We start from the raw sequence: 25,660 nt of genomic DNA, 5'->3' as shown, positions 1-25,660 counted from the left end.
AAATCCTCACTGAACCGCGGCCGCAGGCGCGTTCATCAAAACGATCGCAGCGGTCACCAGCATGTTGATCAGGGTCAGCGGCAGGCAGAATTTCCAGCTGAAGTCCATCACCTGGTCGTAGCGTGGGCGCGGGATCGAGGCGCGCAGCAGGACGAACAGCATGATGAAGAACGCGGTCTTCAGGGCGAACCAGACGAAGGACAGTTGCGGCAGGATGCCGAACGGACCGTGCCAGCCACCGAAGAACAGCGTTACCAGCAGTGCCGAGATCAGGATGATGCCGATGTATTCACCGACGAAGAACATGCCCCACTTCATGCCGGCATATTCAATGTGGTAACCGTCGGCCAGTTCCTGCTCCGCTTCCGGCTGGTCGAAGGGGTGACGGTGAGTCACGGCCACGCCAGCGATGAAGAAGGTACAGAAACCGAAGAACTGCGGAATGATGAACCACAGGTTCTGGGCCTGGTACTCGACGATGTCGCGCATGTTGAACGAGCCGGCCTGGATCACGATGCCCATGAGCGCCAGGCCCATGAACACTTCGTAGGACACGGTCTGGGCCGAGGCCCGCAGGCTGCCCAGCAGGGCGAACTTGTTGTTGCTCGACCAGCCGGCGAACAGCACCGCGTACACCGACAGGCCGGCCATGGCGAAGAAGAACAGCAGGCCGATGTTCAGGTCCGCCACGCCCCAGGTCGGGGTGATCGGGATGATCGCGAAGGCGATCAGCAAGGCGCTCATGGCCACGATCGGCGCCAGGGTGAAGATCACCTTGTCGGCAAACGGTGGTGTCCAGTCTTCCTTGAAGAACATCTTGATCATGTCGGCGGCGATCTGGAACATGCCGAACGGGCCGACGCGGTTCGGACCGTAGCGGTCCTGCCACCAGCCCAGCAGGCGACGTTCGACGAAGCTCAGCAACGCGCCGCAAACCACCACGGCCAGCAGGATCACGATGGCCTTGAGGACCGTCAGGATCACAGCGATCACTTCAGGGGTGAACCAGCTCATTGCGCTGCCTCCTGCAGACCGTCGACAGTCTTGCCGAAAATCGCCGGTGGAATACCCGCCAGGCCAGCCGGCAGGGCCACCAGGCCGGCGCCCAGTTCTTCATTGATGCGCAGCGGCAGACGCAGGGTCTGGCCGGCCACGTTCAGGCTCAGCAGGGCGCCGTCGTTGACGCCCAGGCGATCGGCTTCCGACTTGGCCAGCGACACGTAGGCGGCGGGGATGCGTTCCTGCACCGGTGCGGCTTTGGAAGAGTTCTCTTCGCTGCCGAACAAGTGATGGAACGGTACGACCTGCCAGGTGCCCGGTGCCGGGTTGAAGGCACGCGGAACGCTGGCGAACCAGCCCAGGCCATCGCCCTGGCTTTCGATCAGGCGGGTGCCCGGGTCACCGGCACGCAGGTGACCACCGACTTCGTCCTGGAACTTGTTCCAGGCTTGCGGCGAGTTCCAGCCCGGCGACCAGGCGAACGGCACTTGCGAGCGCGGTTCGGCGGAGCCCGAGTAACCTTCCATGGAGAACGAGAACGCGGTGTCCTTGTCCTGGGAAGTGCGGGGTTCGTGGACACTGATGTTGGCGCGCATCGCGGTGCGACCGGAGTAGCGCAGCGGTTCGCGGGCCAGCTTCAGGCCCTTGATGCGGAACGCGGCCGATGGCGCGGCATCGACGATGCGCGCCAGTTGCGGGCTGCTCGACGCGACGGCGGCGGTGACGTGGTCCAGTTGCGTCCAGTCGATCGGCTGGTCCAGCAGGGTGGCGCGCAGGGCATGCAGCCAGCGCCAGCCTTCGTGGACCAGGATGCTGGCGTCCAGGTAAGTCGGGTCGAACACCTGGAAGAAGCGCTGGGCGCGACCTTCCTGGCTGACCAGCGTACCGTCGCCTTCGGCGAAGCTCGCCGCCGGCAGCACCAGGTGGGCGCGGTCGGTGGTGGCGGTTTTCTGATGGTCGGCGACGATCACAACCTTGGCGGCGTTCAGCGCGGCATCGACCTTGGCCCTGTCAGTGCGGGTGAACAGATCGTTCTCCAGCACGACGATGGCGTCGGCGTTGCCGTCGATCACGGCTTGCAGGGCAGCATCGACGGATTCGCCACCGAGCATGGCCAGGCCGAGGCTGTTGGCTTCCGGCACGATCAGGCTGATGGAACCGTTCTTCTCGCGCAGCTTCAAGGCCTTGGCGATGTTGGCGGCGGCTTCGATCAGCGCCTTGGAACCCAGGGAGGTGCCGGCGATGATCAAGGGGCGCTTGGCCGCCAGCAGGGCGTCGGCGATGCGTTGGGCGAGGGCGGCCGCTTCGCTGTCCAGGCCGTCGACGGCCGGGGCGCTGGCGTCCAGGGCGTGGGCCACGGCGAAACCGATGCGGGCCAGGTCGTCCGGGGCGGCGTGGACGCATTCTTCGGCCACGTCGTCGAGCTTGGTTTCAGCGAGGCTGGCGATGAACAGTGGGTTCAACGCGTCCTGGCCGATGTTCTTCACGGCGGCGTCGAGCCATGGCTGCACGCGCATGGCGTCGGCCATGGCCTCGGCCTTGCCCTTGACCGACTGGCGCAGGGCCAGGGCCATGCGGGCGGCGGTCTGGGTCAGGTCTTCGCCAAGGACGAACACCGCGTCGTGGTCTTCGATGTCGCGCATCGTCGGCACGGGCAGCGGGCTGTCCTTGAGCACTTGCAGCACCAGGCGGATGCGTTCCAGCTCGCCGGCTTCGATGCCGCTGTAGAAGTGCTCGGCGCCAACCAGCTCACGCAGGGCGTAGTTGCTTTCCAGGCTGGCGCGAGGCGAACCGATGCCGACAATGTTGCGACCGCGCAGCAGCTCCGCGGCCTTGTCCAGGGCTTCGTCCAGGCTCAGCGTGGCGCCGCCCGCCAGCAGCGGCTGGCGTGGGCGATCCTTGCGATTGACATAGCCGTAGCCGAAACGGCCACGGTCGCACAGGAAGTACTGGTTGACCGAACCGTTGTAGCGGTTTTCGATGCGACGCAGTTCGCCGTAGCGTTCGCCCGGGGAAATGTTGCAACCGCTGGAGCAGCCATGGCAGATGCTCGGCGAGAACTGCATGTCCCACTTGCGGTTGTAGCGCTCGGAATGGGTCTTGTCGGTGAACACACCGGTCGGGCAGACCTCGGTGAGGTTGCCGGAGAATTCGCTTTCCAGGGTGCCGTCTTCAACGCGACCGAAGTACACGTTGTCGTGGGCACCGAACACGCCCAGGTCGGTGCCGCCGGCGTAGTCCTTGTAGAAACGCACGCAACGGTAGCAGGCGATGCAGCGGTTCATCTCGTGGGAGATGAACGGGCCCAGTTGCTGGTTCTGGTGGGTACGCTTGGTAAAGCGATAACGGCGCTCGTTGTGGCCGGTCATCACGGTCATGTCTTGCAGGTGGCAGTGGCCGCCTTCCTCACAGACCGGGCAGTCGTGAGGGTGGTTGGTCATCAGCCATTCGACGACGCTGGCGCGAAACACTTTCGCTTCTTCGTCGTCGATGGAGATCCAGCTGCCGTCGGTGGCAGGGGTCATGCAGGACATGACGATCCGACCACGCTTGTCGTTTTCGTCGGTGTACTGCTTGACCGCGCACTGGCGACAAGCGCCAACGCTGCCAAGGGCGGGGTGCCAGCAGAAATAAGGGATGTCGAGGCCCAGCGACAGACATGCCTGTAACAGGTTGTCTGCGCCATCGACTTCGAGCTCTTTGCCGTCTACGTGGATAGTGGCCATGGTTCAAAGTTCTTCGTTGGCCCGGTGTCAGCGGGCGTGGCTAATGGAATCTTGTCGTTCGTCCGAATCCAAACAGCCTGGTAAAAGGCGTCATCGGACGAAAGGCGCAGGGCACGGACCCTGCGCCTTCTAAAGCGTCGTTACGCGCCAACCATGGTCGGCGTGACCACCTGATTGAGGTCGCCCGCGCGGGTTGGCGCGATGCCGGCCTCGAATTCAGGGCGGAAGTATTTGATCGCGCTGCCCAACGGCTCCACGGCACCCGGTGCGTGAGCACAGAAGGTCTTGCCCGGGCCGAGGAAACCCACCAGACCCAGCAGGGTCTCGATGTCGCCGGGCTGGCCTTCGCCGTTCTCGATGGCCATCAGCAGCTTGACGCTCCAGGGCAGGCCATCGCGGCAAGGGGTGCAGAAACCGCAGGATTCGCGCGCGAAGAACTGCTCCATGTTGCGCAGCAGCGAGACCATGTTGACGCTGTCGTCCACCGCCATGGCCAGGCCGGTGCCCATGCGGGTGCCGACCTTGGCGATGCCGCCAGCGTACATTTGCGCGTCCAGGTGTTCCGGCAACAGGAAGCCGGTACCGGCGCCGCCAGGCTGCCAGCACTTGAGCGTGTAGCCGTCGCGCATGCCGCCGGCGTAGTCCTCGAACAATTCGCGACCGGTGACGCCGAATGGCAATTCCCACAGGCCAGGGTTCTTGACCTTGCCGGAGAAGCCCATGAGCTTGGTGCCCATGTCTTCGCTGCCGTCGCGGGCCAGGGATTTATACCAGTCCACGCCGTCGGCGATGATCGCCGGCACGTTGCACAGGGTCTCGACGTTGTTCACGCAGGTCGGCTTGCCCCACACGCCGACGGCGGCAGGGAAGGGCGGCTTGGAGCGTGGGTTGGCGCGGCGGCCTTCCAGGGAGTTGATCAGCGCGGTTTCTTCACCGCAGATGTAGCGCCCGGCACCGGTGTGGACGAACAGCTCGAAGTCGAAGCCGCTGCCCAGGATGTTCTTGCCCAACAGGCCCGCGGCCTTGGCTTCTTCCACGGCACGGTTCAGGTGCTTGGCGGCGGTGGTGTACTCGCCGCGCAGGAAGATGTAGCCACGGTAGGTCTTCAGCGCACGGGCGCTGATCAGCATGCCTTCGATCAGCAGATGGGGCAGTTGCTCCATCAGCATGCGGTCCTTCCAGGTGTTGGGTTCCATTTCATCCGCGTTGCACAGCAGGTAGCGGATGTTGATGGATTCGTCCTTGGGCATCAGGCCCCACTTCACCCCGGTGGGGAAGCCCGCGCCACCACGGCCCTTGAGGCCGGAGTCTTTCACGGTCTGGACGATGTCGTCGCCGGCCATGTCGGCGAACGCCTTGCGCGCGGCGGCGTAGCCGTTCTTGGCCTGGTATTCGTCCAGCCACACCGCTTCGCCGTCGTCACGCAGGCGCCAGGTCAGGGGATGGGTTTCGGCCGAACGCTGGATGCGGTTGGCGGGCCCGAAGGAAGTCAGGGTCATACGTAGCCCTCCAGCAGTTTGGCGACGCCGTCAGGCTTGACGTCACCGAAGGTGTCGTCGTCGATCATCAACGCCGGTGCCTTGTCGCAGTTGCCCAGGCAGCACACCGGCAGCAGCGTGAAGCGGCCGTCGGCGGTGGTCTGGCCCAGGCCGATGCCCAGTTTGCTCTGGATCTCGCCGACCACCGATTCGTGGCCGCCGATGTAGCAGACCATGCTGTCGCAGACACGAATGATGTGACGGCCGACTGGCTGGCGGAAAATCTGGCTGTAGAAGGTGGCTACGCCCTCGACGTCGCTGGCCGGGATGCCGAGGATCTCGCCGATGGCGTAGAGCGCGCCATCAGGCACCCAGCCACGTTCCTTCTGGACGATCTTCAGGGCTTCGATCGACGCCGCGCGCGGGTCTTCGTAGTGATGCAGCTCGTGCTCGATGGCCGAGCGCTCGGTTTCGCTCAGGGCGAAACGGTCAGTCTGGATAAGCGTGCTGTTCATGCTTAGCGGTCCACGTCGGCCATAACGAAATCGATACTACCCAGGTACGCGATCAAGTCCGCGACCATGCTGCCTTTGATCACCGAAGGGATCTGCTGCAGGTGCGGGTAGCTTGGGGTACGAATCCGGGTGCGGTAGCTCATGGTGCCGCCATCGCTCGTCAGGTAATAACTGTTGATGCCCTTGGTCGCTTCGATCATCTGGAAGGACTCGTTGGCCGGCATGACCGGGCCCCACGAAACCTGCAGGAAGTGCGTGATCAGGGTCTCGATGTGCTGCAGCGTGCGCTCCTTGGGTGGCGGCGTGGTCAGCGGGTGATCCGCCTTGTACGGGCCTTCCGGCATGTTGCGCATGCATTGGTCGATGATCTTGATGCTTTGGCGCATTTCCTCGACGCGGACCATGCAGCGGTCGTAGGCGTCACCGTTGGCCGCCAGCGGTACTTCGAACTCGAAGTTCTCGTAGCCGGAATACGGACGCGCCTTGCGCAGGTCGAAGTCGCAACCGGTGGAACGCAGGCCGGCACCGGTGACGCCCCATTCCAAAGCTTCTTTGGTGTTGTAGGCGGCGACGCCGATGGTACGACCCTTGAGGATGCTGTTCTGCAGGGCTGCCTTGGTGTATTCGTCCAGGCGCTTGGGCATCCACTCGACGAACTCCTTGACCAGTTTCTCCCAGCCGCGGGGCAGGTCATGGGCCACGCCACCGATGCGGTACCAGGCCGGGTGCAGGCGGAAACCGGTGATGGCTTCGATCACCGTGTACGCGCGCTGGCGGTCGGTGAAGGTGAAGAACACCGGGGTCATCGCGCCGACGTCCTGGATATAGGTGCCCAGGAACAGCAGGTGGCTGGTGATGCGGAAGAACTCGGCCATCATGATGCGGATGACATCGACCCGGTCCGGCACCTTTATCCCGGCGAGTTTCTCGACCGAGAGCACGTACGGCAGGTTGTTCATCACGCCGCCGAGGTAGTCGATGCGGTCGGTGTACGGAATATAGCTGTGCCAGGACTGGCGCTCGGCCATTTTCTCGGCGCCACGGTGGTGGTAGCCGATGTCAGGCACGCAGTCGACGATCTCTTCGCCGTCCAGTTGCAGGATGATGCGGAAGGCACCGTGGGCCGAAGGGTGGTTCGGGCCCAGGTTGAGGAACATGTAGTCCTCGTTGGCGCCCGAACGCTTCATGCCCCAGTCTTCAGGCTTGAAGCGCGCGGCTTCTTCTTCGAGCTGTTGCTTGGCCAGGGACAGGCTGAACGGGTCGAACTCGGTGGCACGGGCCGGGAAGTCCTTGCGCAGCGGGTGACCTTCCCAGGTCGGCGGCATCATGATGCGGGTCAGGTGCGGGTGGCCGGGGAAATCGATCCCGTACATGTCCCACACTTCACGCTCGTACCAGTTGGCGTTCGGCCAGATGCCGGTCACGGTCGGCACGCTGAGGTCGCTCTCGGACAAGGCGACCTTGATCATTACGTCACTATTACGCTCGATCGACATCAAGTGATAGAACACGGTGAAGTCGACGCCGTCGGGCAGCCCCTGACGCTTGGTGCGCAGGCGTTCGTCCACGCCGTGCAGGTCATAGAGCATGACGTACGGCTTGGGCAGGTTGCGCAGGAAGGTCAGGACTTCGACGAGTCTGGCGCGGGCAACCCAAAGCACCGGCATGCCGGTGCGGGTCGGCTGGGCGGTGAACGCCTCGGGGCCAAAACGGTTGTTCAGTTCGACGACCACATCCTGGTCGTCTGCCTTGTAAGGCGGGATGTACAGAGCACTGCCTGTAGTCATGGTTATTTATCGCTTTCGGTCAACGTAAAGAATGAAGCCAGGTTCTCGTTTCTTGTACAGAGCAGAGCTGGATCAGACTTCGTCGGGGCTGCGCAGGTTGGTGACTGCGATACGCTGTTCGCGGCGCTGTTCCTTTTGCGACGGCATCTCGGCGCGATAGACGCCTTGATCGCCAACGACCCAGGACAGTGGGCGACGCTCCTGGCCAATCGACTCCTGCAACAGCATCAAGCCTTGCAGGAACGCTTCAGGGCGAGGTGGGCAGCCAGGCACGTAGACGTCCACGGGCAGGAATTTGTCCACGCCTTGAACGACGGAATAGATGTCGTACATGCCACCGGAGTTGGCGCACGAACCCATGGAGATGACCCACTTGGGTTCGAGCATTTGCTCGTAGAGACGCTGGATGATCGGCGCCATCTTGATGAAGCAGGTACCGGCGATAACCATGAAATCCGCCTGGCGCGGCGATGCCCGTATCACCTCGGCGCCAAAGCGCGCGATGTCGTGGGGCGCCGTGAAGGCGGTGGTCATTTCCACGTAGCAGCACGAAAGGCCGAAGTTGTACGGCCACAGGGAGTTCTTGCGACCCCAGTTGACCGTGCTGTTCAGCACGTCTTCGAGCTTGCCCATGAAGATGTTCTTGTGGACTTGATCTTCTAACGGATCGGCGACGGTTTCCCGCTTGCCAATCGGATACTGCTCGTTAGGAGCATCGGGGTCGATCCTGGTGAGATTGTATTGCATTGCCAAAGCCTCATTGTTTCAGCTTCGCTTGCCGCTTGCGCCGAGCTTCCGGAGCCCAATCAAGTGCCCCCACCCGGTAAAGGTAGACAAGACCTGCCAACAGAATTGCTATGAAAACGAGAGCTTCGACGAATCCGGTCCAGCCGCTTTCGCGGACGGACACAGACCATGCAAAGAGAAAGAGGGCTTCGATATCGAAGATCACGAACAGCATCGCGACCAGATAGAATTTGGCTGAGAGCCGCAAGCGGGCGCCACCGGTAGGTAGCATGCCGGACTCGAACGGTTCATTTTTGCTGCGGCCCCAGGCTTTTGACCCAAGCAGGCTCGACACGCCGAGCATGAAAGCACACAGGCCAACAACGCCCAGAAGGAAAATGGCAAAGCCCCAGTTGTGGGCCATGAGTCCTGTCGCTTCGGACATGCTGGAAATCCTTAACAGAGAGCAAAGGTCTCTGAGCTTGAATGAAATAACGCAGTGACGATATGTCGCAGCAATCAATCGCGGTGATTTTATGGCTAAACACCGGGCAAGTAAAATTCCTATAGCGAAATTATTTATTGGAATAAGGACATAGCGCGCCTCCATGACCCCGCAGCCCCGGCGGGGCGGGCATTGACCCGTTATTCAACAATTATATTTCGTGCAGGTTGTAACAAGGAAAGCTCCAGCTAAATGATAATTATTATTGTTTGGCGTGGCTTTTGATCAATACTGCGACGCAGTGGCTGAGAACTTTTCTTACATGCTCGTTAACTGCAGTTGTCAGCGCCGGCCGTTTTACTCTTTTTCAGACTGCCTGATACTGCGTTCGATCAATTTTTCTGCGTATCCGCTCATTTCCTGTGGGAGCGAGCTTGCTCGCGATAGCGGTGTGTCAGTCACCTGCATTTCAACGGATCTGGCGCTATCGCGAGCAAGCTCGCTCCCACAAAGGGTGGGGGCGGTCTGCGAAGCATAGGCAAAAAAAAGCCCCGAACCAGTCGGGGCGTCAGATCGTCGGCTTTGCGGTTAGCTTTTATTCGGTCCGCAAGGGCCGTTTGGCTCATGGATCAGTGGAACTGTTCTTCTTCGGTGGAGCCGGTCAGTGCGGTCACCGACGAAGTGCCGCCCTGGATCACGGTGGTCATGTCGTCGAAGTAGCCGGTGCCCACTTCCTGCTGGTGAGCCACGAAGGTGTAGCCCTTGGCGGCGTCAGCGAACTCCTGCTCTTGCAGCTTCACGTAGGCAGTCATGTCGTTGCGGGCGTAGTCGTGCGCCAGGTTGAACATGCTGTGCCACATGTTGTGAATGCCGGCCAGGGTGATGAACTGGTGCTTGTAGCCCATGGCGGACAGTTCGCGCTGGAACTTGGCAATGGTCGCGTCGTCCAGGTTTTTCTTCCAGTTGAAGGAAGGCGAGCAGTTGTACGACAGCAGTTGGTCCGGGTATTCCTTCTTGATCGCTTCGGCGAAGCGGCGGGCTTCGTCCAGGTCCGGCTTGGCGGTTTCGCACCAGATCAGGTCGGCGTACGGCGCGTAGGCCAGGCCGCGGGCGATGGCTTGGTCGAGACCGGCGCGCACTTTGTAGAAGCCTTCCTGGGTGCGGGTGCCGGTCACGAACGGCTGGTCGTACGGGTCGCAGTCCGAGGTCAGCAGGTCGGCGGCGTTGGCGTCGGTACGGGCCAGGATGATGGTCGGTACACCGGCAACGTCGGCGGCCAGGCGGGCAGCGGTCAGCTTCTGCACGGCTTCCTGGGTCGGCACCAGGACCTTGCCGCCCATGTGGCCGCATTTCTTCACCGAAGCCAGTTGGTCTTCGAAGTGAACGCCAGCGGCGCCTGCCTCGATCATGCTCTTCATCAGCTCGTAGGCGTTCAGGACGCCGCCGAAACCGGCTTCGGCGTCAGCCACGATCGGTGCGAAGTAGTCGATGTAGCCTTCGTCGCCCGGGTTCTTGCCGGCTTTCCACTGGATCTGGTCGGCGCGACGGAACGAGTTGTTGATGCGCTTGACCACGGTTGGAACCGAGTCCACCGGGTACAGCGACTGGTCGGGGTACATCGACTCGGCGGAGTTGTTGTCCGCGGCCACTTGCCAGCCCGACAGGTAGATCGCCTGGATGCCGGCCTTGACTTGCTGTACAGCCTGGCCGCCGGTCAGGGCGCCCATGCAGTTGACGAAATCTTTCTCGGGACGGAAGGCTGGCTTGGCGCCCTGGGTGACCAGGTTCCAGAGCTTCTCGGCGCCCATCTTCGCAAAGGTGTGCTCAGGTTGAACCGAGCCACGCAGACGGACGACGTCAGCAGCGGAATAATTGCGCTTCACGCCTTTCCAGCGCGGGTTTTCAGCCCAGTCTTTTTCAAGGGCTGCAATTTGCTGTTCGCGTGTCAGTGCCATGGAGATAAACCTCGTCGCATAGGTCTTGGTGGAAAATTCCTGCTCCTGCCGACCAGGGGGCTGGCGTACAAGTCGGTTCAGGCGGGGTGGCGACGGGATGAACGATGGGCTCGAGGGGAAAGTGAGCAGGTAGGGGCGAACTGCGGGCGCATTCGGGCGTCGTGGGCCTTTCATACGAACTCAGAGTGATGCCGGGTTACCTAGTTACGCTTCCGTCCCTCGGGACAACTTCGTTCCAGTCGCAACCTCGTCAAACACACCTTGTGGGCGGTACAGACACGAATCGGCTCGCAGGGTAGTTGCAAGCGTCGACCCGAAGGCCCTTGCCAGGGCCCCTGATTAGCGGGAGCGAGGCCATCATGCCTTCGGTTTTTTGGCTCGTCAAACGTTTTGTAGTGCTTTTTTTATGGCACTACATCTTTGGTCTAATACGACTCATCAGTCAGTTTTTGGTGCTTCAGTTCAGGGTGTCGACCTTGACCCGCAAAATCATGTCGTCGCGTCCCTGGGTCGAGTAGCTGCGGGTCAGGCCCTGTTTATCGGCCTGGGTCTGGCGATTCACCCCCGCCAGGGTGATCCATTCGCCCAGGCGTCCGCTGACCGTTGTGTCGGTACTCTGGACGTTCACTACATCGGGACGTTCCTGGCTCATGCGGTCACGGTTGGTACTGATACTCAGGTGAACGGTTTCGCCGGTGACGCTGGCGGTGACATAGAAACCCTGGGTGACGTTACGGTATTCGGTCTGGCTTTGCAGGCGGCCGTAGTTGTCGGTCTGGCTGCTGGTGAACGGTACGCTCTGGCCGACCTGGATCAGCGCCGGCTGGCCTTCGCTGGCTTGCACCTGCTGCACGCCGCCGTCACGGCTGGCGGTGCTGCGGTTGATGATGCGGGTCTGGCTGGGCGCGGCGCCGTTGATGGAATAACCCTGGTCGCCCTGCAGGTTGTTTTCGTTGGTATCGACGGTGATCAGCAGGCGCTTGGGCGCGGTGTCCAGTTGGGCGAGGAATTGCCGGAGTTCCTCGATCTTGCCGGGCTCGGCATTGACGATCAGTTGGTTGCCGTAGGCGCTGACCTGGCCGTCCTTGCCGATGAAATTCTGTGCCACCGGCAACAGGTCGGCGCTGGTGCGGTAGTTCAGCGGCACGATTTGCGTGTCGGCCATGGCTGACAGGCTGCCACCCAGCAGCAGGAGGGTCACCAGGGTACGTAGAAGCATGTCCATTTCTCCGTGAGACAAAGGCCTGATATTGCCAGTTTGTCGGCCTCGGGTGGGGCAAGTTGAATGGTAGACGGCAAAACGCCCCGGCATCGGTGGATGGCGGGGCGTTTTGGGGTGTTGATGGTGCTCTTGTGGCGAGGGAGCTTGCTCCCGCTGGGCTGCGCAGCGGCCCTCTTTTTTTGGGGTCGCTGCGCGACCCAGCGGGAGCAAGCTCCCTCGCCACAGGGTATTGTGTTGCTGCTTCTAGCAGTGTTCAGGCCGAGCGCCGCACCATGTCCACATGAGGAATCCCGGCCTCCAGGAACTCCTCGCTGACCACCGCAAACCCCAACCGCTCATAGAACGGCGTGGCGTGCACCTGGGCGCTGAGCATCTGTTGCTGGAGCCCACGCTTCTCGGCTTCGGCGATTACGGCGTGCATCAGCGCATCGCCCACCTTCAGGCCGCGCCAGTCCTTGAGGACCGAGACCCGGCCGATATGGCCATCGGTCAGCAGGCGCGCGGTGCCGATGGGGAAGTCGCCTTCGAAGGCCAGGAAATGTACGGCATCCTGATCATCCGAATCCCATTCCAGTTCGGGTGGTACGGATTGTTCGGCAATGAACACGGTCTCACGAATGCGCCGGATCTCGGCGTTATCCTTTTGCCAGTCTGCGACACGAACGTGAATTTTATTCATCGGCAAACCCCAGGCTGCCTTGCTTGACCAGCTCGCAGACCAGGCCGCGACCGTCTTCGTCGGCCAACCATGGGCCGAGGTTTTCGATGTGCAGGGCGTCGGCGGCGCAGATCATTTTCAGCAATTCACGCAGCTTGCCCGGCAGGTAGCGGCTCTGGCCGCTGGCGAACAGCAGCAGGTCATCGTCGACTTCCGACCAGGCCAGGCGCGCGCTCGGGTTGCGGATGATCACGGCGCCTTGTTCCAGGCTGGCCAGCAGGTCGTCTTCTTCCAGCTCCGGGCCCACCACCAGCTCCGGGTAGCGTGGCTCGGTCATGAACTGGCCGAACCAGGTCAGCAGCAGGCGCTCGTCGCTCATGTGCTCGGCCAGCAGGCCTTTGAGGCGGTCGAGGGCGTCGTGCTGGATCTGGTGCGGGTCGCTCACCGGGCGCGCGTCGGCGTCGGTGTAGCGTTCTTCGTCCGGCAGGAACTGGCTGAGGAAGTCGGTGAAGTGGGTCAGCACTTCAGCGGCGCTCGGCGCACGGAAACCCACCGAGTAGGTCATGCAGTCGTCCACGGCCACGCCGCAGTGGGCCAGGCGCGGCGGCAGGTAGAGCATGTCGCCGGGTTCCAGGACCCACTCGTCAGTGGCTTCGAAGTCGGCGAGGATGCGCAGGTCGGCGTGTTGCAGCAGTGGGCTTTCGGAGTCGCACATCTGGCCGATTTTCCAGTTGCGCTGGCCATGGCCTTGCAACAGGAACACGTCATAGTTATCGAAATGCGGACCCACGCTGCCACCCGGGGCGGCAAAGCTGATCATCACGTCGTCGATGCGCCAGCTCGGCAGGAAGCGGAAGTTTTCCAGCAGTTCGCTGACTTCCGGTACGAACTGATCCACCGCCTGCACCAGCAGGGTCCACTCGCGCTCCGGCAGCTTGCTGAATTCGTCTTCGGCGAACGGGCCGCGACGCAATTCCCAGGGGCGCTCGCCGTGCTCGATCACCAGGCGCGATTCGACTTCTTCTTCCAGGGCCAGGCCGGCCAGCTCGTCGGCATCGATCGGGCTTTGGAAGTCAGGAATCGCCTGACGGATCAGCAGGGGTTTTTTCTGCCAGTAGTCGCGCAGGAACTCCCGTGCCGTGATGCCGCCCAGGAGTTGCAGAGGAATATCAGGATTCATGTGTAACCTATTGAAAAAATATACTTTTCAGACGCGAATAAAAACGCCCGGCGCGGCCGGGCGTCTCAAAGTTAAAGCGATGGATCAGATGCGCTTGGCTTGTGCCGCCGCGTTGCCGATGTAGCTGGCTGGCGTGAGCTTCTTCAGCTCGGCCTTGGCTTCGGCAGGCATGTCCAGGCCATCGATGAAAGTCTGCAGCGCTTCAGGGCTGATGCCCTTGCCACGGGTCAGTTCTTTCAGCTTTTCATACGGGTTTTCGATGTTGTAGCGACGCATCACGGTCTGGATCGGCTCGGCCAGGACTTCCCAGCAGGCGTCCAGGTCGGCGGCGATCTTCTGCTCGTTCAGTTCCAGCTTGCTGATGCCCTTGAGGCTGGCTTCATAGGCAATGATGCTGTGGGCAAAACCCACGCCCAGGTTGCGCAGCACGGTGGAGTCGGTCAGGTCGCGCTGCCAGCGGGAGATCGGCAGTTTGCTCGCCAGGTGCTGGAACAGTGCGTTGGCGATGCCCAGGTTGCCTTCGGAGTTTTCGAAGTCGATCGGGTTGACCTTGTGTGGCATGGTCGAGGAGCCGATTTCGCCAGCGATGGTGCGCTGCTTGAAATAACCCAGGGAGATGTAGCCCCAGATGTCACGGTCGAAGTCGATCAGGATGGTGTTGAAGCGTGCGATCGCATCGAACAGCTCAGCGATGTAGTCGTGCGGTTCGATCTGGGTGGTGTACGGGTTGAAGCTCAGGCCCAGTTCGTCTTCGATGAAGGCGCGGGCGTTGGCTTCCCAGTCGATGTCCGGGTAGGCCGACAGGTGGGCGTTGTAGTTGCCCACGGCGCCGTTGATCTTGCCCAGCAGCGGCACGGCGGCCACTTGGGCGATCTGGCGCTCCAGGCGGTAGACGACGTTCGCCAGTTCCTTGCCCAGGGTGGTCGGCGAAGCCGGTTGACCGTGGGTGCGCGACAGCATCGGCACGTCGGCGAAGCGGATCGCCAGCTCGCGGATGGCCTGGGCGGTCTGGCGCATCAGCGGCAGCATCACCTCATCACGGCCTTCGCGCAGCATCAGGGCGTGGGACAGGTTGTTGATGTCCTCGCTGGTGCAGGCGAAGTGGATGAACTCGCTGACATTGGCCAGTTCCGGCAGCTTGGCCGCCTGCTCCTTGAGCAGGTATTCGATGGCCTTGACGTCGTGATTGGTGGTGCGCTCGATCTCTTTGACGCGCTCGGCGTGCTCCAGCACAAAGTTTTCCGCCAGGGTGTTGAGCACCGCGTTGGCTTCGGCGGAGAACGCCGGGACTTCAGGGATGGCAGGGTGAGCGGCCAGGCGCTGGAGCCAGCGCACTTCAACCAGGACGCGGGCACGGATCAGGCCGTACTCGCTGAAAATCGGGCGCAGGGCCTGGGTTTTGCCGGCGTAGCGGCCGTCAACAGGGGAAACCGCAGTGAGCGAAGAGAGCTGCATGGGGTGTTCTCGGACAGTCGGGCAACGAAATGGGGCGCGTATCATACATGAAAACCAGCGCCGGTCCGTCGCCAACTGACCGGCGTGTTACGCGTAACAAGATAAAGCTAAAGCTATTGATCACCTGTGGCGAGGGAGCTTGCTCCCGCTGGGGCGCGAAGCGGCCCTGAATCCAAGCCGCGCGCTAGATCCGCCGGGCTCAGGGGGCTGCGTTTGCAGCCCAGCGGGAGCAAGCTCCCTCGCCACAAAGGCTTATTCGTTGCGCATCAACGGGTAAAGCTCTTTCAGCAATTTGCGTCGGCTGATCACCAGTTGCCAGCGATGGCCGCCCAACTGCCGCCACAGCCGTGCCGAGCGGATCCCGGCCAGGAGCAGGGCGCGGATCTTCGAGGCATTGCTCGGCTGTTGCAGGTTGCGCATGTCGCCGTGCACCTGGATGCGCTGGCGCAAAGTGCTCAAGGTGTCCTGGTACAGCGAGCCGCAGGCCGCGACGACGTTTTCGTGAGCCGGGCCGAAGTGTTCGACCTGGGACTGGATCTGCGGCAAGCGTTTGCCGATGGTCTCCAGCAGGTCGTCGCGCTTGGCCAGTTGGCGCTCGAGGCCCAGCATCGACAGGGCATAGCGCAGCGGTTCGCGTTGCAAGGCGCTGGGGTCGCGCTCCAGGGCGCCAATCAGCGCACGGTAACCTTCACGCAGGTTCAAGTCGTCGCCGCCGTAGACCTCCAGGGTGTCCTTGGGGTCGCGAACCAGCAGGCTGCCCAACATGCAGGCCACGCCTGCTTCGGAGGCCTGGCCGGTCTTGGCGATCCGGTCCACCAGCACGGCGGCGAGAAACACACCGCCCAATGCCGTCAGTTGTTCCTGGATAGGGGTCATGCCTGGCTGCTCCAGGGTTGCGCGACTTCGATCACGCCGCCGCCCAGGCAGACGTCGCCGTCGTAGAAAACCACGGACTGGCCGGGGGTGACCGCCCGCTGCGGGTCATCGAAGGTGGCACGGTAGCCCGTGGCGGTTTTTTCCAGGGTGCAGGGCTGGTCGCTCTGGCGATAGCGAACCTTGGCCGTCAGGCGGCGGGGCTCGCTGAGGTCGATCGGGTTGACCCAGTAGATGTCGGAGGCGAGCAGGGCGCGGGAAAACAGCCAGGGATGGTCGTTGCCCTGGCCGACGATCAGCTCGTTGTGTTCCAGGTCCTTGACCAGCACGTACCACGGCTCTTCGCCGGCGTCTTTCAGCCCGCCGATGCCCAGGCCCTGGCGCTGGCCGATGGTGTGGTACATCAGGCCATGGTGACGGCCGATGACCTCGCCTTCGGTGGTCTTGATCTCGCCCGGCTGGGCCGGCAGGTATTGCTTGAGGAAATCGCTGAAACGACGCTCGCCAATGAAGCAGATCCCAGTGGAATCTTTCTTCTTGGCAGTGGCCAGGTCATGTTTCTCCGCAATTGCCCGTACTTCGGGCTTTTCCAGTTCGCCCACCGGGAACAGGGTCTTGGCGATCTGCTCGCCGCCGACGGCATGCAGGAAGTAGCTCTGGTCCTTGTTCGGGTCCAGGCCCTTGAGCAGTTCGGTGCGGCCGTCGCTGTCGCGGCGACGTACATAGTGGCCGGTGGCGATCAGGTCTGCACCGAGCATCATGGCGTAGTCGAGGAACGCCTTGAACTTGATTTCGCGGTTGCAGAGGATGTCCGGGTTCGGCGTGCGGCCGGCCTTGTATTCGGCCAGGAAGTGCTCGAACACGTTGTCCCAGTACTCGGCGGCGAAGTTGGCGGTGTGCAGCTTGATGCCAATCTTGTCGCACACGGCCTGGGCGTCCGCCAGGTCGTCCATGGCGGTGCAGTATTCGGTTCCGTCGTCTTCTTCCCAGTTCTTCATGAACAGGCCTTCCACCTCGTAACCCTGCTCGATCAGCAGAAGGGCGGAAACGGAAGAGTCCACGCCGCCGGACATGCCGACTATGACGCGTTGCTTGGGAGTGTTCGAAGAGGCTGGATCACGCATAGGAATTCAATGAGTGTCTTGAAAAAGGACGCGATTCTATCAGGCCCGGGCGCGCAAGGCTAAAGAGAAGGGCGGATAAGCTCCAGGCTATGGCGATGGCCGGCCAGATAATCGTCGATGCAGCGGATGATCAGCTCGCTGCGCCAGTGTTCGCGCTGCTCGAGCAATTCGTCGCGGGTGAGCCATTTGGCGCCTAGGATGCCATCGTCCAATTGATACTCGGGATGGTGTTTCAGGGCCTTGGCGGCGAAGCAGACCCGTTGGTAGGTCACGCCGTTGCTGGGGGCGGTGTAGAGGTAGATGCCGGTGACGCTGGTGGGCTCGACGTCCCAGCCGGTTTCTTCGAGGGTTTCGCGCACGGCGGCTTCGATCAGGGTCTCGTTCGGGTCCAGGTGGCCGGCGGGCTGGTTGAGTACTGCGCGTCCGCCCTTGGATTCTTCCACCATCAGGAAGCGGCCGTGGTCTTCGACGATGGTGGCGACGGTGATGTGGGGGTGCCAGTTCATTAAGGCTCCTTTATTTCTCAGGTGTGGGCTGCTGTGGGGGTGTCGGGATTTTGTTGGTTGAGTACATATCCGTTGCTGCGGTAACGGCTGCTTAGGGTTCCGCCCTTACGGCGGGTCACTTTTTTCAGACGCCAAAAAAGTAACCAAAAAGGCTTGCCCCACCACTCGGTGCCTCGCTTAGGCTCGGCATGCCCTCACTCCGGCATTGCTCCGTGGGCCGCCGCGAAGGGCCATCCATGGCCCAGCGCGGCTAACCCGGCATCCATGCCGGGTTGCCCACTGCGCAATGCCTGCGTTCGGCCATCGTGGTTAACGGGGCGTCCGAGATCAAGATCAAGATCAAGATCAAGATCAAAAGCGAGGCGACCTAACAGCCGGCCTGTCTCTAGCGGCTTTACTTCAACCCAGCTGTGGGAGCGAGCTTGCTCGCGAAGGCGGCCTGACAGTCGACCTGTTTCTGGCGGCTGTATCCCAATCCAACTGTGGGAGCGAGCTTGCTCGCGATAGCGCTGGGTCAGTCAATATCAATGTTGAATGCTACATCGCAATCGCGAGCAAGCTCGCTCCCACAGGGGAATATAGTGTCAGGGGAAATAGGGTGTCCCAGAAACACAAACCCCGGCACAAGGCCGGGGTTCGTGGTGCTTCCTTACAACCTTACACCAGCGCAGCAATCGCCGCGTTGAAGGTGTTGCTCGGGCGCATGGCCTTGCTGGTCAGTTCCGGGTTGGCGAAGTAGTAACCGCCGATGTCCACGGGCTTGCCTTGCACGGCATTGAGTTCGGCAACGATTGTTTCTTCGTTGTCGGTCAATGTCTTGGCCAGGGTGGTGAACTGGGCCTTGAGGGCTGCGTCGTCATCCTGGGCGGCCAGTGCCTGGGCCCAGAACAGGGTCAGGTAGAAGTGGCTGCCGCGGTTGTCGATGCCGCCGACCTTGCGCGAAGGCGACTTGTTGCGGTCCAGGAACTCACCGGTAGCCTGGTCGAGGGTCTTGGCCAGCACCAGGGCTTTCGGGTTGTTGTAGGTCACGCCCAGGTGTTCCAGGGACGCGGCCAGGGCCAGGAACTCGCCCAGGGAATCCCAGCGCAGGAAGTTCTCTTCCAGCAATTGCTGAACGTGCTTGGGTGCCGAACCGCCGGCGCCGGTTTCGAACAGGCCACCGCCATTCATCAGCGGCACGATGGACAGCATTTTGGCGCTGGTGCCCAGTTCCATGATCGGGAACAGGTCGGTCAGGTAGTCGCGCAGCACGTTGCCGGTCACCGAAATGGTGTCCTTGCCTTCGCGGGTGCGGCCCAGGGTGAACTTCATCGCGTCGACAGGCGACATGATGCGGATGTCCAGGCCGCTGGTGTCGTGGTCCTTCAGGTAGGCCTGGACCTTCTCGATGACCACGCCATCGTGGGCGCGCATCGGGTCCAGCCAGAAGATCGCCGGGGTGCTGCTGGCGCGGGCACGGTTGACGGCCAGCTTGACCCAATCCTGGATCGGCGCGTCCTTGGTCTGGCACATGCGGAAGATATCGCCAGCCTCGACGTTCTGCTCCAGCAGGGTCTGACCGTTGTTGTCCGAAACACGCACCACGCCGGCGACCTTGATCTGGAAGGTCTTGTCGTGGGAGCCGTACTCTTCGGCTTTCTTGGCCATCAGGCCGACGTTCGGCACGCTGCCCATGGTGGTTGGGTCGAAGGCGCCGTGTTGCTTGCAGTCTTCGATCACCGCCTGGTAGATGGTGGCGTAGCAGCGATCCGGGATCACGGCCTTGGTGTCGTGCAGCTGGCCGTCGGTGCCCCACATCTTGCCGGAGTCACGGATCATGGCCGGCATCGAGGCGTCGACGATGACGTCGCTCGGCACGTGCAGGTTGGTGATGCCTTTGTCGGAGTTGACCATCGCCAGGGATGGGCGTGCCGCGTAGACCGCCTGGATGTCGGCTTCGATCTGCGCCTGCTGTTCGGCTGGCAGGGCCTTGATGCGGGCGTACAGGTCGCCGATGCCGTTGTTCAGGTTGAAGCCGATCTGCTCCAGCACTTGCGCGTGCTTGGCCAGGGCGTCTTTATAGAACTCGGCCACGATCTGGCCGAACATGATCGGGTCGGAGACCTTCATCATGGTGGCCTTGAGGTGAACCGACAGCAGCACGCCTTTTTGCTTGGCGTCTTCGATTTCGGCGGCGATGAACTCGCGCAGGGCGTTTTTGCTCATCACGGCGCAATCGAGGATCTCACCGGCTTGTACGGTGGTCTTTTCCTTCAGGACAGTGGCAGTGCCGTCCTGGGCGATCAGCTCGATTTTCACGTTGCCGGCGGCGTCGATCAGGGCGGCTTTTTCGCTGCCGTAGAAATCGCCGGTGCTCATGTGGGCTACGTGGGACTTGGAGTCCGCGGCCCAGGCGCCCATCTTGTGCGGGTGCTTGCGGGCATAGTTCTTGACCGACAGCGGTGCGCGACGGTCGGAGTTGCCTTCGCGCAGGACCGGGTTCACGGCGCTGCCCTTGACCTTGTCGTAACGGGCGCGCGCGTCTTTCTCGGCATCAGTGGTCACGGTTTCCGGGTAGTCCGGCAGTGCGTAGCCCTGGGCCTGCAATTCCTTGATCGCGGCCTGCAGTTGCGGCACCGAGGCGCTGATGTTCGGCAGCTTGATGATGTTGGCTTCAGGCGTAACGGCTAGGTCGCCCAGTTCGGCGAGGTGGTCGGCTACGGCTTTGTCACCCAGTTGCTCGGGGAAGCTGGCCAGGATGCGCCCTGCGAGGGAGATATCGCGGGTTTCCACGGCGATATCGGCCGAAGCGGTAAAGGCTTCGACGATCGGCAGCAGCGAATAGGTGGCGAGGGCAGGCGCTTCGTCGGTGAAGGTATAGATGATCTTCGAGCGGGTGGGCATATTCGGATTAACTCTCTTCTTTGCTAAAGCATGCGCAGAAACTCGAGGGGCGCCGGGTAAGCGCGTTCGTTCAAAGTCATCCGTGAGCCGAATGTCGAGGTTTCTTCGCGGTGATGTTGGGTGCATCAGTCGAGCGTCAAGCGGTCGGGCCGCGGTAACGGTCCGGCTTTCAAAATGGCGGAAAGTCTCGTAATAGAGCCGTCAGCCGTCGTGACCCTGTGGTCAGCGGCGGCATTATACATAGGTAGCTGGCGATCTGCCGATGGTTCATAGACTTCCGTACACGTCCATTGGTCTAAACGTCGCAGTACTCCTGGGGCGGACTATGCTCATGTTTGGCGCTTTTCCCTTGGTTTTCAGGCTTGTACACGGCGAAGTGCAAGGCTTTGCCACGGATGGGCCTAACGTAGGGTTTGCGTGCCGATTCAACTGGGGTACGCTCGAACGCAGCCAGATGTTCAATCCAAGCAATGGAGTTCAGCATGGGGTATCAAAAGATTCAGGTTCCAGCCGTCGGTGACAAAATCACCGTCAATGCAGACCATTCTCTTAATGTTCCCGACAACCCGATCATCCCCTTCATCGAAGGCGACGGCATTGGCGTCGATATCAGTCCGGTCATGATCAAGGTTGTGGACGCTGCGGTTCAGAAGGCCTATGGCGGCAAGCGCAAGATTTCCTGGATGGAAGTCTATGCCGGTGAGAAAGCGACCCAGGTCTACGACCAGGACACCTGGCTGCCCCAGGAAACCCTGGATGCGGTCAAGGACTACGTGGTGTCCATCAAGGGCCCGCTGACCACACCGGTCGGTGGCGGTATCCGTTCGTTGAACGTAGCCCTGCGCCAGCAGCTCGACCTGTATGTCTGCCTGCGCCCGGTGCGCTGGTTCGAAGGTGTGCCAAGCCCGGTCAAGAAGCCTGGCGACGTGGACATGACGATCTTCCGTGAGAACTCCGAGGACATCTACGCGGGCATCGAGTGGAAGGCCGGTTCGGCCGAGGCCACCAAGGTCATCAAGTTCCTGAAAGAAGAAATGGGCGTGACCAAGATCCGCTTCGATGAGGATTGCGGCATCGGCGTCAAGCCGGTTTCCAAGCAGGGCACCAAGCGCCTGGCTCGCAAGGCCCTGCAATATGTGGTCGATAACGATCGCGATTCGCTGACCATCGTGCACAAAGGCAACATCATGAAGTTCACCGAAGGTGCCTTCAAGGAATGGGCCTACGAAGTGGCGGCCGAGGAATTCGGCGCGACCCTGCTCGACGGTGGGCCGTGGATGCAGTTCAAGAACCCGCGGACCGGCAAGAACGTCATCGTCAAGGACGCCATCGCCGATGCGATGTTGCAGCAGATCCTGTTGCGTCCGGCTGAATATGACGTAATCGCCACCCTGAACCTGAACGGTGACTACCTGTCCGACGCCCTGGCGGCGGAAGTGGGCGGTATCGGTATCGCGCCGGGCGCCAACCTGTCCGACACCGTGGCGATGTTCGAGGCCACCCACGGTACCGCGCCCAAGTACGCCGGCAAGGACCAGGTCAACCCGGGTTCGCTGATCCTGTCGGCGGAAATGATGCTGCGTCACATGGGTTGGACCGAAGCGGCCGACCTGATCATCAAGGGCACCAATGGCGCGATTTCGGCCAAGACCGTGACCTATGACTTCGAACGCTTGATGGAGGGTGCCAAGCTGGTGTCGTCCTCGGGCTTCGGTGATGCCCTGATTTCGCACATGTAAGCGGATCGGCGCTCAGCGCGAATGCCCGGCTCGAGTGATCGAGCCGGGCATTTTTATTTGGGTGGGGTGGCGACTGCCGGTCAATGGGGTTCGGTGACCCTGATGCTCACTTCGACAGGGGCGGGCGCGCCTTCGACAGCGGCAGCTTGAATATTGACCGCATGCAGGCCCTTGGGGCCTTGGATGATCTCGAACGTCACCGGTTGCCCGGCCTTCAGGGTCTTGTAGCCGTCCATCTGGATCGCCGAATAATGGGCGAACAGGTCTTCATCCCTGCCGTTCTCAACAATGAAGCCGTAACCCTTGGCATTGTTGAACCATTTCACCTTACCCTTCTTGTTGACGACCGACATAACCCATTTCCCTCTGCAACGCACTCCATCACTGGAGTATCATCCAGTCCATCCGCAGGCTAATCTTGTTAACAGGATAGATTCCACGGACCTTTTTAACCCACGATGGGCTCTATTGGTTGTAACACCGATTTCCCGATAGTCAAGGTGGCTCCGGTGGTCGTGGTTGAAATCGCCCACAAGCGCCCCCATCACTGTATTCGCCAACTAAACGAACCTTTCTTTCCATGCATGCAGTCAGCCAGATTCGACTAACATTCAATCAGGATCGCCCGGATCTACACGACGACGATTCCGCAGGCATTGCTGTTCAGGAAGCAAAGCCCGCATTACAGGCGCCACCGATGTACAAGGTGGTTTTGTTCAACGATGACTACACACCGATGGATTTCGTCGTCGAAGTGCTCGAGGTGTTTTTTAACCTGAATCGGGAGCTGGCGACCAAGGTCATGCTGGCCGTCCATACAGAGGGACGGGCAGTATGTGGAGTGTTTACCCGCGACATCGCCGAGACTAAGGCCATGCAGGTCAACCAGTACGCCCGGGAAAGCCAGCATCCGCTACTCTGTGAAATCGAGAAGGACGGTTAACGCCGACCACTTGGGTATGAGGTGAAGCTATGTTAAACCGCGAGCTCGAAGTCACCCTCAATCTTGCCTTCAAGGAGGCTCGTTCGAAGCGTCATGAATTCATGACCGTCGAGCACCTGCTGCTGGCCCTATTGGATAACGAGGCTGCCGCCACCGTTTTGCGTGCCTGCGGCGCGAACCTCGATAAACTCAAGCATGATCTGCAGGAGTTCATCGACTCCACCACGCCATTGATCCCCGTTCATGACGAGGATCGCGAAACCCAGCCAACCCTGGGCTTCCAGCGTGTCCTGCAACGTGCTGTCTTTCATGTGCAGAGCTCGGGCAAGCGTGAAGTCACCGGCGCCAACGTGCTGGTTGCGATTTTCAGCGAGCAGGAAAGCCAGGCGGTGTTCCTGCTCAAGCAGCAGAGCGTTGCGCGTATCGATGTCGTCAACTACATCGCCCATGGCATCTCCAAGGTGCCGGGGCATGGCGATCATTCCGAGGGTGAGCAGGATATGCAGGACGACGAGGGCGGTGAGTCTTCTTCTTCAGGCAACCCGTTGGATGCCTATGCCAGCAACCTGAACGAACTGGCGCGCCAGGGACGTATCGATCCGCTGGTCGGGCGCGAGGCGGAAGTCGAGCGCGTGGCCCAGATCCTGGCCCGGCGTCGCAAGAACAACCCCTTGCTGGTGGGCGAGGCGGGCGTGGGCAAGACCGCGATTGCCGAAGGCCTGGCCAAGCGCATCGTCGACAACCAGGTGCCGGACCTGCTGGCCAACAGCGTGGTGTATTCCCTCGACCTGGGCGCCTTGCTGGCCGGTACCAAATACCGCGGCGATTTCGAGAAGCGCTTCAAGGCGTTGCTCGGCGAACTGAAAAAACGTCCCCAGGCGATCCTGTTCATCGACGAAATCCACACCATTATTGGTGCCGGGGCAGCGTCGGGCGGGGTCATGGATGCGTCCAACTTGCTCAAGCCGCTGCTGTCGTCGGGTGATATCCGTTGCATCGGCTCGACCACGTTCCAGGAATTCCGCGGGATCTTCGAGAAAGACCGTGCCCTGGCCCGGCGTTTCCAGAAGGTCGATGTGTCGGAGCCTTCGGTGGAAGACACCATTGGCATCCTGCGCGGCCTGAAGGGGCGTTTCGAGCTGCACCACAACATCGAATACAGCGATGAAGCCCTGCGCGCGGCGGCTGAACTGGCCTCGCGCTACATCAATGACCGGCACATGCCGGACAAGGCCATCGACGTCATCGACGAAGCGGGTGCCTACCAGCGCCTGCAACCCGTGGAGAAGCGGGTCAAGCGCATCGAAGTGCCGCAGGTCGAGGACATCGTCGCGAAAATCGCGCGTATTCCGCCCAAGCACGTCACCAGTTCCGACAAGGAACTGCTGCGTAACCTGGAGCGTGACCTGAAGCTGACGGTGTTCGGCCAGGATGCGGCCATCGACTCGCTGTCGACCGCCATCAAGCTGTCCCGTGCCGGTCTCAAGTCGCCGGACAAGCCGGTCGGTTCGTTCCTGTTCGCCGGTCCTACCGGTGTCGGCAAGACCGAGGCGGCACGGCAACTGGCCAAGGCGATGGGCATCGAGCTGGTGCGCTTCGACATGTCCGAGTACATGGAGCGCCACACCGTATCGCGTCTGATCGGTGCGCCTCCGGGTTATGTCGGTTTCGACCAGGGCGGCCTGTTGACCGAAGCCATCACCAAGCAACCGCACTGCGTATTGTTGCTCGACGAAATCGAGAAGGCGCATCCGGAAGTCTTCAACCTGCTCCTGCAGGTCATGGACCACGGTACGCTGACCGATAACAACGGACGCAAGGCGGACTTCCGTAACGTGATCGTCATCATGACCACGAACGCCGGTGCCGAAACCGCGGCTCGCGCTTCGATCGGTTTCACCCATCAGGACCACTCGTCCGATGCGATGGAAGTGATCAAGAAGAGCTTCACGCCTGAGTTCCGCAACCGCCTGGACACCATTATCCAGTTTGGTCGCCTCAGCCATGAAGTCATCAAGAGCGTGGTGGACAAGTTCCTTACCGAACTTCAGGCCCAGCTCGAAGACAAGCGTGTGTTGCTGGAGGTCACCGACGCGGCCCGCAGCTGGCTGGCGGAAGGTGGTTACGATGTGACGATGGGGGCGCGGCCGATGGCTCGCTTGATCCAGGACAAGATCAAGCGTCCGCTGGCGGAGGAGATCCTCTTTGGCGAGCTGGCCGAACATGGCGGTGTGGTTCACATCGACATCAAGGACGGCGAGCTGACCTTCGACTTCGAAACCACGGCCGAAATGGCCTGATCGTTAGCTGCAATAAAGCAAAAGGCGCCGAAAGGCGCCTTTTTGCTATTTCAGCCACCTCAACCCCCTGTGGGAGCGAGCCTGCTCGCGAAGGCGTCGGTACGTTCGGCATAGATGCAAGCTGACCCACCGCTATCGCGAGCAAG

20 protein-coding genes are annotated in these 25,660 nt (G+C 61.4%); 3 read left to right on the top strand and 17 right to left on the bottom strand.

What is annotated here, in order from left to right; genetic code table 11:
- Window positions 1–6: 6 nt before the first annotated feature.
- The 16 genes from nuoH to J3P85_RS19055 form a co-directional block, all read right to left on the bottom strand.
- Window positions 7–1,014 carry an NADH-quinone oxidoreductase subunit NuoH gene (gene nuoH, locus J3P85_RS19130; RefSeq protein ID WP_053123213.1) on the bottom strand — a complete coding sequence of 336 codons (1,008 nt, stop codon included), beginning with the start codon at window positions 1,012–1,014 and terminating at the stop codon, window positions 7–9.
- Window positions 1,011–3,725, bottom strand: a complete 2,715-nt coding sequence (gene nuoG / locus J3P85_RS19125) for an NADH-quinone oxidoreductase subunit NuoG (protein ID WP_434702971.1) — start codon at window positions 3,723–3,725, stop codon at window positions 1,011–1,013. Before nuoG ends, nuoH begins: the two co-directional genes overlap by 4 nt.
- A 140-nt stretch (window positions 3,726–3,865) precedes the next feature.
- A complete protein-coding gene (gene nuoF, locus J3P85_RS19120; protein WP_434702970.1) occupies window positions 3,866–5,224 on the bottom strand; it encodes an NADH-quinone oxidoreductase subunit NuoF in 1,359 nt (452 codons plus the stop codon).
- The gene (gene nuoE, locus J3P85_RS19115; RefSeq protein ID WP_186709765.1) at window positions 5,221–5,718 is read right to left on the bottom strand and encodes an NADH-quinone oxidoreductase subunit NuoE; all 498 of its coding nucleotides are present in this window, start codon (window positions 5,716–5,718) and stop codon (window positions 5,221–5,223) included. The genes nuoF and nuoE overlap by 4 nt, the downstream gene beginning before the upstream one ends.
- Before the next feature lie 2 nt (window positions 5,719–5,720).
- Complete coding sequence (gene nuoC, locus J3P85_RS19110; protein ID WP_434702969.1) at window positions 5,721–7,505, bottom strand: NADH-quinone oxidoreductase subunit C/D; 1,785 nt, start codon at window positions 7,503–7,505, stop codon at window positions 5,721–5,723.
- 72 nt (window positions 7,506–7,577) lie between these two features.
- Window positions 7,578–8,252, bottom strand: coding sequence for a NuoB/complex I 20 kDa subunit family protein (locus tag J3P85_RS19105; RefSeq protein ID WP_030141322.1), 675 nt, complete (start codon window positions 8,250–8,252; stop codon window positions 7,578–7,580).
- A gap of 10 nt (window positions 8,253–8,262) precedes the next feature.
- A complete protein-coding gene (locus tag J3P85_RS19100) occupies window positions 8,263–8,676 on the bottom strand; it encodes an NADH-quinone oxidoreductase subunit A (protein WP_003203367.1) in 414 nt (137 codons plus the stop codon).
- A 629-nt stretch (window positions 8,677–9,305) separates the two neighbouring features.
- The gene (gene aceA / locus J3P85_RS19095) at window positions 9,306–10,631 is read right to left on the bottom strand and encodes an isocitrate lyase (protein WP_014337679.1); all 1,326 of its coding nucleotides are present in this window, start codon (window positions 10,629–10,631) and stop codon (window positions 9,306–9,308) included.
- Between the two features lie 457 nt (window positions 10,632–11,088).
- Window positions 11,089–11,850 carry a secretin N-terminal domain-containing protein gene (locus tag J3P85_RS19090; protein ID WP_434702968.1) on the bottom strand — a complete coding sequence of 254 codons (762 nt, stop codon included), beginning with the start codon at window positions 11,848–11,850 and terminating at the stop codon, window positions 11,089–11,091.
- Between the two features lie 256 nt (window positions 11,851–12,106).
- Window positions 12,107–12,532, bottom strand: a complete 426-nt coding sequence (locus tag J3P85_RS19085; protein ID WP_186709768.1) for a GNAT family N-acetyltransferase — start codon at window positions 12,530–12,532, stop codon at window positions 12,107–12,109.
- On the bottom strand, window positions 12,525–13,691 hold the full coding sequence (locus tag J3P85_RS19080) for a JmjC domain-containing protein (RefSeq protein ID WP_434575159.1): 1,167 nt from the start codon (window positions 13,689–13,691) through the stop codon (window positions 12,525–12,527). Before J3P85_RS19080 ends, J3P85_RS19085 begins: the two co-directional genes overlap by 8 nt.
- A gap of 84 nt (window positions 13,692–13,775) precedes the next feature.
- On the bottom strand, window positions 13,776–15,146 hold the full coding sequence (purB, locus tag J3P85_RS19075; protein WP_434702967.1) for an adenylosuccinate lyase: 1,371 nt from the start codon (window positions 15,144–15,146) through the stop codon (window positions 13,776–13,778).
- 252 nt (window positions 15,147–15,398) lie between these two features.
- Window positions 15,399–16,022: a high frequency lysogenization protein HflD gene (gene hflD / locus J3P85_RS19070; protein WP_053123192.1), complete on the bottom strand. Its 624-nt coding sequence runs from the start codon at window positions 16,020–16,022 to the stop codon at window positions 15,399–15,401.
- On the bottom strand, window positions 16,019–17,143 hold the full coding sequence (gene mnmA / locus J3P85_RS19065) for a tRNA 2-thiouridine(34) synthase MnmA (protein ID WP_434702966.1): 1,125 nt from the start codon (window positions 17,141–17,143) through the stop codon (window positions 16,019–16,021). The genes hflD and mnmA overlap by 4 nt, the downstream gene beginning before the upstream one ends.
- A gap of 59 nt (window positions 17,144–17,202) precedes the next feature.
- A complete protein-coding gene (locus tag J3P85_RS19060) occupies window positions 17,203–17,649 on the bottom strand; it encodes an NUDIX hydrolase (RefSeq protein WP_434575166.1) in 447 nt (148 codons plus the stop codon).
- A 657-nt stretch (window positions 17,650–18,306) separates the two neighbouring features.
- Window positions 18,307–20,532 carry an NADP-dependent isocitrate dehydrogenase gene (locus tag J3P85_RS19055; protein WP_434702965.1) on the bottom strand — a complete coding sequence of 742 codons (2,226 nt, stop codon included), beginning with the start codon at window positions 20,530–20,532 and terminating at the stop codon, window positions 18,307–18,309.
- Window positions 20,533–21,014: 482 nt separating this feature from the next.
- Here J3P85_RS19055 and icd point away from each other — a divergent pair, with 482 nt between their 5' ends.
- Window positions 21,015–22,271 carry an NADP-dependent isocitrate dehydrogenase gene (icd, locus tag J3P85_RS19050; RefSeq protein ID WP_053123183.1) on the top strand — a complete coding sequence of 419 codons (1,257 nt, stop codon included), beginning with the start codon at window positions 21,015–21,017 and terminating at the stop codon, window positions 22,269–22,271.
- Between the two features lie 80 nt (window positions 22,272–22,351).
- On the opposite strand, the gene cspD is transcribed toward icd, so the two are convergent.
- Complete coding sequence (cspD, locus tag J3P85_RS19045; RefSeq protein ID WP_434702964.1) at window positions 22,352–22,624, bottom strand: cold shock domain-containing protein CspD; 273 nt, start codon at window positions 22,622–22,624, stop codon at window positions 22,352–22,354.
- Between the two features lie 227 nt (window positions 22,625–22,851).
- Between cspD and clpS the strand changes: the two genes are divergently transcribed.
- Window positions 22,852–23,214, top strand: coding sequence for an ATP-dependent Clp protease adapter ClpS (clpS, locus tag J3P85_RS19040; protein WP_003180089.1), 363 nt, complete (start codon window positions 22,852–22,854; stop codon window positions 23,212–23,214).
- A 29-nt stretch (window positions 23,215–23,243) separates the two neighbouring features.
- Window positions 23,244–25,514 (top strand): ATP-dependent Clp protease ATP-binding subunit ClpA, encoded by a 2,271-nt coding sequence (gene clpA / locus J3P85_RS19035; RefSeq protein WP_024616766.1) that lies wholly within the window; start codon window positions 23,244–23,246, stop codon window positions 25,512–25,514.
- The last annotated feature ends 146 nt before the right edge of the window (window positions 25,515–25,660 follow it).

Source organism: Pseudomonas sp. Z1-12 (genome assembly GCF_051132015.1).
In the GTDB taxonomy this organism is placed as follows: Bacteria; Pseudomonadota; Gammaproteobacteria; order Pseudomonadales; family Pseudomonadaceae; genus Aquipseudomonas; species Aquipseudomonas zanjanensis.
Note: the sequence above shows the minus strand (reverse complement) of the source record. Positions and strands in the feature narration are given on the sequence as shown.